At 56.8% G+C, this 13,697-nt stretch carries 13 protein-coding genes and 1 pseudogene; 8 read left to right on the top strand and 6 right to left on the bottom strand.

Going from position 1 to position 13,697, the window contains the following annotated elements; translation table 11 throughout:
- The first annotated feature begins 67 nt into the window (after positions 1-67).
- The 4 genes from HMPREF3143_RS08825 (at position 68) to HMPREF3143_RS08810 (ending at position 3,901) form a co-directional block, all read left to right on the top strand.
- A complete protein-coding gene (locus HMPREF3143_RS08825; protein WP_070532723.1) occupies positions 68-1,555 on the top strand; it encodes a carboxypeptidase M32 in 1,488 nt (495 codons plus the stop codon).
- Positions 1,556-1,726: 171 nt separating this feature from the next.
- The gene (locus tag HMPREF3143_RS08820) at positions 1,727-2,251 is read left to right on the top strand and encodes a thioredoxin fold domain-containing protein (RefSeq protein WP_254668426.1); all 525 of its coding nucleotides are present in this window, start codon (positions 1,727-1,729) and stop codon (positions 2,249-2,251) included.
- Positions 2,252-2,425: 174 nt separating this feature from the next.
- Positions 2,426-2,800, top strand: coding sequence for an acid resistance repetitive basic protein Asr (gene asr / locus HMPREF3143_RS08815; RefSeq protein ID WP_070532717.1), 375 nt, complete (start codon positions 2,426-2,428; stop codon positions 2,798-2,800).
- Positions 2,801-3,079: 279 nt separating this feature from the next.
- Positions 3,080-3,901 carry a trypsin-like serine peptidase gene (locus HMPREF3143_RS08810; RefSeq protein ID WP_023344007.1) on the top strand — a complete coding sequence of 274 codons (822 nt, stop codon included), beginning with the start codon at positions 3,080-3,082 and terminating at the stop codon, positions 3,899-3,901.
- 1 nt (position 3,902) lies between these two features.
- On the opposite strand, the gene HMPREF3143_RS08805 is transcribed toward HMPREF3143_RS08810, so the two are convergent.
- The 3 genes from HMPREF3143_RS08805 to mdtJ all read right to left on the bottom strand — a co-directional run bounded on the left by HMPREF3143_RS08805 (position 3,903) and on the right by mdtJ (position 6,828).
- On the bottom strand, positions 3,903-6,065 hold the full coding sequence (locus tag HMPREF3143_RS08805; RefSeq protein ID WP_059365127.1) for a bifunctional diguanylate cyclase/phosphodiesterase: 2,163 nt from the start codon (positions 6,063-6,065) through the stop codon (positions 3,903-3,905).
- Positions 6,066-6,149: 84 nt separating this feature from the next.
- A complete protein-coding gene (gene mdtI, locus HMPREF3143_RS08800; RefSeq protein WP_008502462.1) occupies positions 6,150-6,479 on the bottom strand; it encodes a multidrug/spermidine efflux SMR transporter subunit MdtI in 330 nt (109 codons plus the stop codon).
- Positions 6,466-6,828 (bottom strand): multidrug/spermidine efflux SMR transporter subunit MdtJ, encoded by a 363-nt coding sequence (gene mdtJ, locus HMPREF3143_RS08795; protein ID WP_023327314.1) that lies wholly within the window; start codon positions 6,826-6,828, stop codon positions 6,466-6,468. The genes mdtI and mdtJ overlap by 14 nt, the downstream gene beginning before the upstream one ends.
- A gap of 421 nt (positions 6,829-7,249) precedes the next feature.
- Between mdtJ and HMPREF3143_RS08790 the strand changes: the two genes are divergently transcribed.
- Positions 7,250-8,284, top strand: a complete 1,035-nt coding sequence (locus HMPREF3143_RS08790) for an AI-2E family transporter (protein ID WP_070532714.1) — start codon at positions 7,250-7,252, stop codon at positions 8,282-8,284.
- Positions 8,285-8,287: 3 nt separating this feature from the next.
- Here HMPREF3143_RS08790 and HMPREF3143_RS08785 read toward each other — a convergent pair whose 3' ends face one another.
- Positions 8,288-9,235 (bottom strand): zinc-dependent alcohol dehydrogenase family protein, encoded by a 948-nt coding sequence (locus HMPREF3143_RS08785; protein WP_070532710.1) that lies wholly within the window; start codon positions 9,233-9,235, stop codon positions 8,288-8,290.
- Positions 9,236-9,260: 25 nt separating this feature from the next.
- On the bottom strand, positions 9,261-10,286 hold the full coding sequence (locus tag HMPREF3143_RS08780; protein WP_070532700.1) for an LLM class flavin-dependent oxidoreductase: 1,026 nt from the start codon (positions 10,284-10,286) through the stop codon (positions 9,261-9,263).
- A 178-nt stretch (positions 10,287-10,464) separates the two neighbouring features.
- On the opposite strand from HMPREF3143_RS08780, the gene yajD reads away from it, so the two are divergent.
- Positions 10,465-10,812, top strand: coding sequence for an HNH nuclease YajD (gene yajD, locus HMPREF3143_RS08775; protein WP_003857471.1), 348 nt, complete (start codon positions 10,465-10,467; stop codon positions 10,810-10,812).
- Between the two features lie 37 nt (positions 10,813-10,849).
- Here yajD and HMPREF3143_RS08770 read toward each other — a convergent pair whose 3' ends face one another.
- Positions 10,850-11,635, bottom strand: a complete 786-nt coding sequence (locus HMPREF3143_RS08770) for a MipA/OmpV family protein (protein WP_023292593.1) — start codon at positions 11,633-11,635, stop codon at positions 10,850-10,852.
- Positions 11,636-11,759: 124 nt separating this feature from the next.
- Here HMPREF3143_RS08770 and HMPREF3143_RS08765 point away from each other — a divergent pair.
- A pseudogene (locus tag HMPREF3143_RS08765) lies at positions 11,760-12,435 on the top strand (response regulator).
- Complete coding sequence (locus HMPREF3143_RS08760; RefSeq protein ID WP_070532698.1) at positions 12,432-13,628, top strand: sensor histidine kinase; 1,197 nt, start codon at positions 12,432-12,434, stop codon at positions 13,626-13,628. Before HMPREF3143_RS08765 ends, HMPREF3143_RS08760 begins: the two are co-directional and overlap by 4 nt.
- Positions 13,629-13,697: the final 69 nt, after the last annotated feature.

Here is a 13,697-nt window from a genome sequence, read left to right as displayed (position 1 = left end):
GTTGGGGAATTTGGTCTGTTTCATTGTATGCTCCCTGAAACACATCCCCGGCATGAGGAAATAAGAATTGCAAAAAACATCAGCCTATCAGTCACTTGTGAAAACCTTCCAGCGTCTCTCCCGCTTCTCGCACCTTACCTCCATCGCCAGCTGGGACATGTTCACCATGATGCCGCCCGGCGGCAGCGCCGCACGCGGCGAGGCGCTGGCGGAGATGAGCGTCCTGCAGCACCAGATCCTGACCGACAAAAAAGTCGGCGACCTGTTAGCGGCGGCGGCAGGTGAAGATCTGAATGACGTCGAACAGGCCAACCTGCGCGAAATGACGCGCCACTACCAGCAGGCAACCCTGCTGCCGGAATCGCTGGTGGAAGCCAAATCCCTGGCGGGCAGCAGGTGCGAGCACGCCTGGCGCACGCAGCGCCCCGCTAACGACTGGCAGGGTTTTTCCGCCAACCTGAAAGAGGTGGTCAAACTCAGCCGTGAAGAGGCGCGCCTGCGGGCGGAAGCCAAAGGCTGTACGCCGTACGACGCGCTGCTGGATATTTTTGAGCCCGACATGACCAGCGCCCGTCTGGACGTGCTGTTCGGCGATATGAAATCCTGGCTGCCGGACCTGCTGGCAAACGTCGTGGAAAAGCAGGCGCAACGTTCGTTTGTTCCTCCTCAGGGCCCGTTCCCGACCGCAACACAGCGCGAACTGGGCCTGGAAGCCATGAAAATGCTCGGCTTCGATTTTAGCGGCGGTCGCCTCGACGTGAGTGCGCACCCGTTCTGCGGCGGCGTACCGGAGGACGTGCGCATCACCACGCGCTACGACGAGGATGAACTGCTCAGCGCGCTGTTTGGCGTGATCCACGAAACCGGACACGCGCGCTACGAACAAAACCTGCCGCGCGCATGGGCAGGACAGCCGATTGCCCTCGCCCGCTCAACCGCGATCCACGAATCCCAGAGCCTGTTCTTTGAGATGCAGCTGGGACGCAGTGAAGCCTTCCTCAAGCATCTTCTCCCTGCGGTGCACGCCCGCTTTGGCAGCCAGGCGGCGTTCAGCGAAGAGAATTTTATTGCCTGGAACCAGCGCGTGAAGCCGGGCTATATCCGCGTCGATGCGGACGAAGTGAGCTACCCGGCGCACGTGGTGCTGCGCTATGAGATTGAGCGCGCGCTGATCAACGGCGAGATCGAAGTGGACGATATCCCTGCCCTGTGGGACGAGAAAATGCAGGCCTGGCTCGGGTTATCCACCAAAGACAACTACCGCAACGGCTGCATGCAGGATATCCACTGGACCGATGGCGGTTTTGGCTACTTCCCATCCTATACGCTGGGGGCCATGTATGCCGCGCAGCTGTTCCATGCGGCCAAAACGGCGCTTCCGGGTCTGCAGGACTCCATCGCTGAGGGCGATTTTTCCGCACTCTTTGAGTGGCTGCGTCAGAACATCTGGCAGCACGGCAGTCGCTTCAGCACGTCGCAGTTAATCACCCAGGCGACGGGTGAAGATCTGAATATCCGTTACTTCCGCGAGCATCTGACCTCCCGTTATCTTTAATCCCTCTGCCGGAGCCTGCTCCGGCACTCTTCTCACCCTTTTCAATAAGAATATGATTTAGCACATATTGCCATGATTGCGCCGGGTGTATGAATGCGTGTCCTTCCGACACAATTAGACTGCTATCAGGCCAGGATTAAAAAAATAAAGGGATCAATGATGAAAGGCATAATGAAAACGGTGTTAGCGATTCTGTGTGCGACCAGTTTAAGTACTTTCGCAGCCACGGATAATACCCCGCAAGACGCGTTCAACGATATTACCCGCTCTCTTGCAGACCTCCAGCCCATCACGTTTCAGGCTCCCGCTGAAAAATATAAGCTGCTGGTGTTTATTGATAATCAGTGCATTTACTGCAGCAATGTAGTGAAAAACGTTAAGCAATATACGGATGCCGGTTTGACGATGTCGTTTCTGACCGTTGCGCCCAGCGCCATTCGCGACTCGGTAATTGAAGATATGGGGCGCGTCTGGTGTTCAGCCGATAAGGTCAAAAGCCTGCAACAAGCGATGGCGGGATTTTTACCGAATAACGACACCACGACAGCGTGCTCCGATCTGATCGCGCGGCAATCTGCACTGGCAGAACGTTTGGGCATTAGCGTCACCCCGGTAATGGTGGTTATTGAGCCTGAATCACGGTCGATTATAGGCAGTCAGTCTCCGGCGGCTATTCTGGCCACAGTGAAAAGATAACAGAGACCTGTACGAGCAGCGGCGTTTGGTCTGTTCGTACACTTTTCTCCCCTCTGTACATTCCGTTACACGCCGATACCAATCACTCACGGAAACCCCGAATTTACAGGGATATAGTTATTTCAACGGCCCCGCAGTGGGGTTAAATGAAAAACCAAATTCGAGGGTATGAACATGAAAAAAGTATTAGCTCTGGTTGTTGCCGCTGCTATGGGTCTGTCTTCTGCTGCGTTCGCTGCTGAAACCACTGCTGCACCGGCTGCTTCGGCACCTGCTGCAACGACCACCGCGGCGCCAGCAAAAACTGTCCATCACAAGAAACATCATAAAGCCGCTAAACCGGCTGCAGAGCAAAAAGCCCAGGCCGCTAAAAAGCACCACAAAAAAGCGACCAAACCAGCTGCAGAGCAGAAAGCCCAGGCTGCTAAAAAGCACCACAAAAAAGCGACCAAACCGGCTGTAGAGCAGAAAGCCCAGGCTGCTAAAAAGCATCACAAAAAAGCAGTAAAACACGAAGCTGCTAAACCAGCTGCACAGCCAGCTGCGTAAGAGTACAAGCTAAACCGTGCCCTTCGGGGCACGTTGGTAAACCGGCGCTGAACCGGAACAGGTTCTGCGCCGTTTTTTTTATCCGGAGGGCGTATGCTGCGGCGCTATCGGTTTGAGCTGATTCTGATCCTGCTTATTTTATGCGCGCTCATCGCCAGCCATTTTTATCTTTCCTGAATGTAGCACGCTGATTTTACTCCCACTTTAGCGCTGTCCCGTCTATAGTATTTTCATAGGGTTCACTTTTAATAATCATAATTACCCCCACCAGAGTGAGATATGCGTAAATCTGTTGTGTTGTTACTGGGAACGTTTGGTCTTTTTTCTGGATTCTCACATGCGGATGATGGCGGTGATGACACCATTAGCGCGAAAGAGCTAAAGACACTTTTTTTCAATCATGACGACCGTACGCGCGTCGCCGATCCCACCCAGGCGCCCTGGGATGCTATAGGTCAACTGGAAACCGCCAGCGGTAACTTATGTACTGCGACGTTGATCACCCCTCAGCTTGCCCTGACGGCAGGCCACTGTCTGTTAACGCCGCCAAACGGCAAGCCGGATAAAGCGGTGGCCTTGCGGTTTGTGTCGCAAAAAGGGACCTGGCGCTATGAAATACACGGCATTGAAGGCCGGGTCGATCCGTCTCTCGGCAAACGGCTGAAACCGGATGGTGACGGCTGGATCGTGCCACCGGCGGCCGCCTCATGGGACTTTGGCCTGATCGTTTTACGCTACCCCCCTTCCGGCATTTCGCCGCTGCCGTTATTTGACGGCGATAAAGACGCACTCACCGCCGCGCTGAAAGCCGCCGACCGGAAGGTGACGCAGTCCGGCTATCCTGTCGACCATCTGGATACCCTTTACACCCACACCGACTGTATTGTGACGGGCTGGGCGCAAACCAGCGTACTCTCGCACCAGTGCGATACGTTGCCGGGTGACAGTGGTTCACCGCTGATGCTGAAAACAGATAACGGCTGGCAGTTGATTGGCGTGCAGAGCTCTGCACCGGCGGCGAAAGATCGCTGGCGGGCCGATAACCGGGCCTTGTCCGTGACCGGTTTTCGCGACAAGCTGGAAGCGCTGGCGCAGCAGTAAATCAGCATCGTCTGACCTGATGTAATGCCCTGATTGACTCAATCGGCATCGGCTGGCTGAACCAGAAACCCTGCAGTTGATCGCAGCCAGCCAGCCGCAGCAGTTTCATTTGTCTTTCGGTTTCGACCCCTTCGGCGACCACCGCCATCCCCAGCGCGTTGGCGATCCGCACCGTGCCGCTCACCAGCGCGGCCGCCTGTTCATCGTGGTCCACCAGCCCGGCCAGCGATTTATCAATCTTGATGGTGTCGAAGTTAAAACGCCGCAAATAGCCAATGCTGGAATAGCCCGTGCCAAAGTCATCCAGCGCCACCGCGGTGCCCAGCGCTTTAAGATTGGCTATCGCCATGCGGGCACGCTCCGGGTTTTCCAGCACATAAGACTCCGTGACCTCCAGCTGCAGTCGGTTGGCAGGGAAATGGGTGGTCTCCAGCACGCTGGCCACTTTGTCTTCGAAGGCGGGATCGCGGAATTGTGCGGGAGAAATATTAACGGAAAGCGTTAAGTCACCGTATGGCTGGAGATCCTGACAGGCGCGCTGCAACACAAACTGGCCCAGTTTGTAAATCAGACCGCTCGTCTCCGCGATGGCGATGAAGGTATCCGGGCCCAGCGGCCCTTCCGGGCGACGCGGCCAGCGGACTAACGCTTCGACGCTGCTCATTTTCTGGCTGCGGGCGTCAATAATCGGCTGATACCAGACCTCAAACTCATCGCGCTCCAGACCGTTACGGATCTGATTTTCAATCGCCAGCTTGCGCTCACGGGCGCTGTTCAGCTCGGCGTCGTAGTGGGTGATACGCCCTTTCCCGCTCATTTTGGCATGGTACATGGCAATATCGGCGCGACGAAACAGCTCGGAGCTGGTGCATTCAATCAGGGTTCCGCTGGCGATCCCGATACTGGCCCCGATATGGATGGTGCGTTCCCCCAGCTGAATCGGGGTGGAGAGAGAATCCAGCACCGACACGGCAAAAGCGGTGGCCTGTGTCTCTGCCTTATCACCGCCGATTGTCATGGCAAACTCATCCCCGCCCATACGCGCCAGCATTCCCCCCGGCGGCACGCGTTCACTCAGCGTTTTCGCAATCGCCACAATGAGATCGTCACCCACGCTGTGGCCGTAGATGTCATTCACGTCTTTAAAGCCATCCAGATCGATAAACACCACGCTTTTGACGTCGATATCTCCGCGTAAGCTCACCCGATCCAGCGCCTCAATGAGCGCTCGCCGGTTCGGCAGATGGCTTAGCCAGTCCGTTCTGGCCACCAGACGCGCCTGGCTTTCTCCGCGCGCAAGCTTGTACAGCCCCACGCTGCTCACCAGAATAAAGAGTAGGATCAGGGCCGATGCCAGCACGACAATCTGGGTGATATCAGAGGATGCCGCCCGGGCGGCCTGCGCTCCCGGAAGCCGTGCCTGCCAGTTAAGATAGCCCAGCAGCTCCCCTGCCGAACTGCGCAGCGGCATACTCAGCTCGTTAATTTTATCCGGCGTAAAGTGCAGGTTATCGATCTGAAAGGTCGACCCCAGGTCGGATAAAATTCTGGCGTTCAGATGACGGGTGATTACCAGATAGCGGCGCGTTCCGTCGGTAACCTGTAATCTTCCGACCATCGGGCGAATCAGCCCAATGCCCACAAAGGCGACGCCGCTTCGCGTTTTGCTGATCCCGGCATAGATATTTTTATCGCCTGATAAGGCGCGCGCGTGCTGAGCAATAAGCGCCTTCAGCCCCTTACCGAAAAAATCGAGATTCGTCTCCTGAAATGGCTGACTTTGAAACGATCCCCAGATGACGTTGAAATGCTCATCAAGCACGAAGGTGCCATCATAGAGGTTGTTGATTTTAAAGCCGGCGCCCCAGGTGTTATACAACCAGTTGGTATCGAGCGTGGGACGGTAGGCCTCCCGCACCGCATCGTCCCAGACGGCGTTATCCAGCACCAGCGAGGAGACGCGGTTGACCGATGTCTGAATGGCCCCCTGCACGGAAAGCGCCGCGCGGTGTTCATCAATTTCATTGGTTTTGGTGCTGATAAGATGCAGGGAAAGATAGAGGAGTGCGACGACGGAGATGATTAAGCCGATGCCCGCCATAAAGACCATGGCAAACAACGTTCTCGCGGTGGGAATATTGCGCCAGCTTAATGTGCGATACATCCGCCATCCTCTTCAGGGTTTTGCTTTTCTAAGCGTAATACAGGCAGCGAATTTCGCTGCCTGTAAAGGATGGCTTTATGAGCGTCAGGCGAGTTTTATCATAATCATACCGGCAAGCAGCAAGATGAGTCCCATCCAGCCCTTGTTATTTAAACGCTGACCGAAGAGCACCCAGCCTGCGGCCAGCGTGGCGGCGATACCAAAACCGCCCCACAGCGCATAGGCCACCGACAGGTCAATCCCTTTTACCGCCTGGGACAGCGCGCTGAACGCGCCCAGAACCGCGGCAATCGACATCAGGCCGTAGAGCTTACGGCGAAAACCATCGGAGAATTTCAGCAGAACGTTCGCCAGAATTTCCAGCACGATGGCAAACCCCAGCCAGGCCGCATGAACCCACTCAAACTGTTGCATGGTTCTGCTCCTTCTGCACTTTAGACGGCTTACGGGTACCTGATTTAATCAGCACAATACCCGCGACCAGCGTCGTTAATCCGGCGATCTTCATTGTTGTTAATGTTTCGTCAAATATCAGCACGCTGAACAGCGTAATCAACAAAATACCGATCCCTTCCCACAGGGCATACGCGACGCCCAGCGCAATTTTTTTCACCGCAAATGAGAGGAAAATATAAGAAAGCGAAATCATCACCAGCATCAAAATAAAACCAGTATTGCCATCGCTGACGCTTGCCCACTTCATCGACAGCGTGCCGGTAATTTCAGCAATAATAGCCAGTGCTAATAAAATCCAGTAAAACATGTTTTTCTCCTGCTTGAGAATATAATCCATCGTGGCCCGCTGCGTGCAGCAAACCCAAAAATACGAATTGAAATCAGTCAGCTAAGCGCTTAGCGCCAGCTCATGCAGAAGAAATGACTAGAGTGCGGTGCGCCAGTGTTGCTCACCAGAAAGCAGGCAGAAAGAGGTGGAGTATACAGCAGTATTGTTTGAAGAGTACGTCCTGAACATATTGTCCATAAAATTACAATTATCCGCGTTGTTGCTTCTCGTCTTTGCGGATGAAAATTGTCCTCGGTAGTTAAACACACCGAATTTGTACCATAAGCCAGGATTTTACTCAAAGTCTTTGCAATTCTTTACCCACCCCGTTTGATTTTGGTTAGTTTATTGCAACGCCTTTCGCCTTTATTATAAAAATAACGAAAATTGCGGAGTCACCATGGCTAAACCCATCATTACCCTGAACGGGTTAAAAATTGTCATCATGCTGGGCATGCTGGTGATCATATTGACAGGCGTGCGCTTTGCCGCCGACATTATTGTGCCCTTTATTCTGGCCCTGTTTATTGCGGTGATCCTCAACCCGCTGGTGCAGCGCATGACGCGGCTGCGCGTCCCGCGCGTGCTGGCCATCACGCTGCTTATCAGCATCATTATTGTGGCGATGGTGCTGCTGGTCGCTTATCTGGGCACCTCGCTCAATGAACTGGCGCGAACGCTGCCGAAATATCGCTCTTCGCTGGCGATCCCCCTGCTGCAGCTGGAGCCCTGGCTGCAGCGCGCGGGGATCGAAATCTCGGTTGAGGAACTCCTGAAATATATCGACCCCAATTCGGCGATGACGATCGTCACCAGCCTGCTGACGCAGCTTTCCAACGCCATGACCTCCATTTTCCTGCTGTTCTTAACGGTGGTGTTCATGCTGCTGGAGGTGCCCCAGCTGCCGGCAAAGCTGCAGCAGATCATGGTCCGTCCGGTTGAAGGAATGGGGGCGATTCAACGCGCGCTGGACAGCGTTTCTCGCTATCTGGTGCTGAAAACCGCCATTAGCCTGGTGACGGGCCTTGTCGTCTGGGTGATGCTTCTGGCGCTGGACGTCCGCTTCGCGTTCGTCTGGGGGTTACTGGCGTTTGCGCTTAACTACATTCCCAACATCGGCTCCGTGCTGGCGGCGATCCCCCCTATCCTTCAGGTGCTGGTTTTCAGCGGGCTTTATGACGCGCTGATCCTGCTGGCCGGATACCTGGTCATCAATCTGGTGTTCGGTAACATACTGGAACCGCGCATGATGGGCCGGGGCCTGGGGCTGTCCACGCTGGTGGTCTTTTTGTCCCTGATATTCTGGGGCTGGCTGCTCGGGCCCGTCGGGATGCTGCTCTCCGTTCCGCTCACCATCATCGTCAAGATTGGTCTGGAGCAGACGGCGGGCGGGCAAAGTATCGCCGTGCTGCTGAGCGATATGAGTCATAAATAGCCGTCATTCCGCCATCGACAGGAGGGGCTTGCGGGTCCTTCCACCTTCACGATAAGCGCTGAGCGCCCTTCGCCACTCCGCCAGCGGGTACACCGTAACGTCGCTGTACTCACTGCCGGGCAACCTCAGCCAGATGCGCTCGAACTCTGCGCGCCACGCCTCAACGCTGAGCGCATCCAGACCGTTTCGGATATGGAACCACGCCACGCGCGGCGCAGGCCGCCGCTGTGTAAAGGCTTGCCCGGACAGCAGCCCGTAGCAAACAAACATGCCCGGCTCGGGCATGACGCTGAGGATCGCTTCCGCAAGCGGCCCGCCGGTAGCATCGTAGACGATATCGCTGCGTGCGGCGACGGCGCCGATTCTGTTTGCGTCATGCTGCGCGACAGGCGCGATCCCCATCGCCTCCAGCCGTTCAGCATGCACGGCGGAACGGTGAATGCCGTACACCGCTTCCGCACCCGCCTGACGCGCCCACTGCCCCAGCAGGATGGCGCAATCGGATCCCGCAGCCGTGAGCAAGACCCGCTTTCCGCGCGGCGGGTAGCGGGTCAGCATCATCTGCGCCGCCAGCGGGTTGATGTAGGCCCGCGCGGCCAGGCGCGAGTCGACAACGTCCGGAACGGGTATCGCATACTCTGCCGGGCAGTCCACATAGCGCTGCCAGGTGCCCTGACCGCGCAGCGGCAGGACGCGCTTACCCACCAGATGCTTAAACGAGGCGGGCGCCCCGGTGACAACCCCGACACCTTCATACCCCGCGACGGCGGGTAACGGGGTTCGGTGGCGATAGGCACCGGTGATGGGGATAAGATCGGACGCGTTGACCGGAGAAAACAGCATCCGCACGCGGAGCTGTCCGGGCGCAAGCGCGCCCAGCGGCGCGTTTTCAGGTTGCAGAACAGAGTCTGGCTCGCCAAACCGGCGATACCAGAGGGCCAGATTTTCCATTACGATCTCAAGGCTGATAGCGGAACTACTCGCGCCAGCCCATTGCCGGTGCGACACGTTTGAGAATAGACTCAATCACGTGCGCATTATAATCCACCCCCAGCTGGTTCGGTACGGTCAGTAAGAGCGTATCCGCCTCGGCAATCGCCTCGTCTTTTTTCAGCTGTTCAACCAGCTTGTCCGGCTCCGCGGCATAGCTGCGCCCGAAGATGGCGCGCGTTTTCTCATCAAGATAACCCACGCTATCGCTGTCGTTGCGGCTGGCACCGAAATACATCCGGTCACGGTCGTCCATCAGCGCAAAAATACTGCGGCTAACCGACACGCGCGGCTCGCGCGTATGCCCTGCGTCTTTCCAGGCCTGACGGTACGCGCGGATCTGTTTTGCCTGCTGTATATGGAACGGCTCGCCGGTTTCATCGTCCTTCAGCGTTGAGCTTTGCAGGTTCATGCCCAGTTTTGCCGCCCATACCGCCGTCGCATTAGAACCCGCGCCCCACCAGATACGCTCGCGCAGCCCTTCTGAATAAGGCTCCAGACGCAGCAGCCCCGGCGGATTGGGGAACATTGGCTGCGGGTTCGGTTTGGCAAACCCTTCCCCACGCAGCACCTCAAGCAGCACCTCGGTATGACGACGCGCCATATCCGACTCGTTTTCCCCTTCCTGCGGGACATAGCCGAAATGCCGCCAGCCATCAATAACCTGCTCCGGTGAGCCCCGGCTGATGCCCAGCTGCAGGCGACCGCCGGAAATCAGATCCGCCGCGCCCGCATCTTCGGCCATGTACATCGGATTTTCATAGCGCATGTCGATTACGCCGGTGCCAATTTCGATGGTTTTTGTTTTTGCCCCTATAGCGGCCAGCAGAGGGAACGGCGAGCTAAGCTGTCGGGCGAAGTGGTGCACGCGGAAATAGGCGCCGTCTGCCCCCAGCTCTTCAGCCGCCACGGCTAAATCGATGGACTGCAGCAGCGTATCGGCCGCCGAGCGCGTGCCGGACTGCGGTGAAGGCGTCCAGTGACCAAAGGATAAAAATCCGATCTTTTTCATAACCCTGTGTCCTGATAATGCATTGCGTTCTGTCCACTTTACGCATTACCCGGTAAGAATAAATGCCGTTTATTTAACGGAATGGTTCAAATAAATTGACATAACTGACGGGTTCGTCACGACGCAACGTTATGGGATATACTCTTCCCCACTCTTTTCATGGCAGGTAAAACCGGCAATGGCTTTGATCCCCAAAAACTACGCGCGGCTGGAAAGCGGCTATCGCGAAAAAGCATTAAAAATTTATCCCTGGGTGTGTGGACGCTGCTCGCGCGAGTTTGTCTATTCCAATCTGCGTGAACTCACGGTTCACCATATCGATCACGACCATACCAACAACCCGGAAGATGGCAGCAACTGGGAGCTGTTGTGCCTGTTTTGCCACGATCACGAGCATTCGAAATACACCGAAGCGGATCAGTACGGCACCACCGTGGTGGCCGGGGAAGACGCGCAAAAAGACGTGGGCGTCGCCACGTTTAACCCGTTTGCCGATTTAAAGGCGATGATGGATAAGAAGAAGTAATCCTCTCGCCCCCTCGCTCACATCATGATCCGAGAATTTAGAATGTCCAGGTGATAGCGGCGGTTGCAGACCCCTCATTACGCCGCATCACGATCGGGCTTTGATTGGCATGGTCGCCAAGCCAGGTATAGTCCGCGCTGAGGACAGTTCCCCAGTGAGCATCGAACTGATGGCTCCAGGTCAGGCTGGTGTCGACGCCGTAAAATCCACCCGGCGCAGCATAGCGGCGATAGCCGGTGCGGCGGCTCTGCTGCTCACTGACCCCATACCAGGTATTCAGGTAACGGCTGTCGCCAAACAGGGCCGCAGACTGAAAGGCTATCGTGTCCTGGTTATTTTGTACCGGGATCAGCGTAACGGAGGCCTGATAGCTTGCCCCCTGACTGTCGGTTAACGGCAGCGTCGCTTTGCCTTCCATGCTCAGCCATGGCGCAGCCTGCCAGCCCACGGCAAGGCCGGTATTCAGGGTGGCATCAATATCCCCCATCCCTTTCAGGTTGTTTGCCCCCTCGCGCCAGCCAGAATTTTTATCAGCCCTTCCGGGATCGTCGCCCAGCGTGTGTTCGAAATACCAGCCGCTGTCGTTTTGCAGGTCATATCCCACCCCTTTTTGTGCATCAACAAAGAAAGCGCCTTTGCGTCCCTGCAGCACAGGAACCACCTGCCACACCTGCTTGTCTGAGCCTGAGTAACGCGGGGCATATTGCCCTCCCAGCCCGACGGTTAAGGAATCGGACGCGGTGTCATCATCCGCCTGCGCGGCGGATGCCACGACCATCAGAAGCGGGACGGACATATACAGGACTTTTTTTATCGCTATCATACTGCTCTCCTTACAGACGCTGGCGTCTCCTGAGACAGGAACAGCCACACAATGTTGGTGCAGTATGATTTGGCTGAATCAATGAATCGTCGGGATAGTGTTAAGAAATGGTCAAGGTGAACGGATGTTATCCAGAAGAGTGCTGATTATTGAAGATGACGCCGACGCGGCTGGCGTGCTCGAAGCCTATTTACGGCGTGAAAATTACGACGTGACCATTACCGGAGACGGTCTTTCCGGGCTGGATATGGCGCAGCGGTGGAAGCCCGACCTCATCCTGCTGGACGTGATGCTGCCGGGACTTAACGGCACCGAGGTGCTGGCGGGCCTGCGTCGTAAAAGCGATGTGCCGGTAATCATGGTCACGGCCATGGGGGATACTCCCGATCGCATTGGCGCCCTGCGCTACGGTGCCGATGATTACGTGGTGAAGCCTTATCATCCGGGCGAAGTGGTGGCGCGGGTGCAGGCGGTGCTGACAGAGGAAAAGATCCTTCGCTGGCAAACGCTGGCGGTGGATGTCGCCGCCATTGTGGCGTGCGTGGACAACGGCGACGACGCGCCTGTGATGCTCGATCTTACGCCAACGGAATTCTCGCTTCTGGCAACGCTGCTGCGCTCGCCTGCGCACCCGTTTTCCCCGCCAGTATTTACTGGAACACTGCTTGCCGGAAAGCGAGGCGCTGGAGCGCGTGGTGGACACCCATATTTATAACCTGCGTAAAAAACTCGAAGCGGTGGGTATTTCCGGCGTGCTGATCAACGTGCGCGGCGTGGGTTACAGGTTCAGACAGCCATGATAAAAAATCGGCACGCCTCTCTGTGGCGCTGGATTTGCGCGCGCATCCTGGCGCTGGCCATCGGCAGCGTGATCGTCATTGCCACCTGCATGTGGCTGCGCTATGCGGTCCAGAACTACTGGATCATGGGCAGGATGCCGCCGGCAGTCCGGCAGGAGTTTCTTACGCTCAGCCAGAACCCGCAGGCCAATCCGGCCCGCTTCCACACGATTGTGGATACCTGGTGGGGCCTGAGCTATTCCACGCCGTCCATCGCCTCAGCGGACTGGGTCACGGTGGCCCTGCTGGTGCTGGTGATGATCCCGTTTATTGTGGTGATGGGGCTCAAACACGCCCGCCCGCTGGCGCTGCAGTTCAGCCGCCTTCGCGCTGCGGCAAAGGATGTCGCCGAAGGGCAGTTTGGCCGTCAGGCAGAGCTCATCAAGGATGCACCGGCAGAAATGGTCAGCTTTGCGACCGACTTTAACTCCATGACGGGGCAACTGGCCCGCTATGAGAAAGAGCTCCGCGCCTCGCACGTCGCGATGGCGCACGAGCTGCGCTCGCCCCTGACGGCCGCCATCGGGCGTCTGCAGGGCATGCTAGACGGCGTGTTTGATGCCAGCCCGGCGCAGCTGGGCATGGTGATGAAACAGCTCCAGCACCTCAACCGCCTCACCGATGAGCTCCACCTTCTCTCTTTGGCAGACGCGGGTAACCTTGTGCTGGAGGACCAGCCGTTCTGTCTGGATGAGCTGATTCACGAGCGGGCTGCCTGGATCATGCCCCAGGCGGATGCGCATCATTTCAGGATAACGCTGCGTAACCCGCACACCAGCCCCTTCCGGGGCGATGCATTCCGTATGGGGCAGGTCGTTACCATCCTCATGGAAAATGCGCTACGTTACGGACGCGAAGGCGGCCACCTTGAGGTGGCGCTGCATTACGCCAGCGGGCATTACATCCTCGAATTCACCGATGACGGGCCGGGCGTGTCGCCCCAGTTCTTGCCGGAAATGTTTAAACGCTTTAGCCGCGAGGAGCAGTCCCGCGCGCGGCATTCCGGCGGCAGCGGCCTCGGTTTGTCCATCGCCCGGGCGATTTGCGAGGCGCATGGGGGTGAGATTAGCGCGTCATTACCGGAAACCGGCGGCCTTGCGGTGCGCATTTTGTTGCCCTGGCAGCCGTCCGATAATGAAAATCTCCCCTCTTGATAAAGCCTTGACAGAACATCGAATCTTTCTCGACGTAGCGCGCATTTAATAACGCCATTCCCTTTATGG

Origin of the sequence: Enterobacter sp. HMSC16D10 (genome assembly GCF_001807145.1) — a bacterium.
Lineage (GTDB): Bacteria > Pseudomonadota > Gammaproteobacteria > Enterobacterales > Enterobacteriaceae > Enterobacter > Enterobacter roggenkampii.
This window is presented reverse-complemented; position numbering and strand designations above follow the sequence as displayed.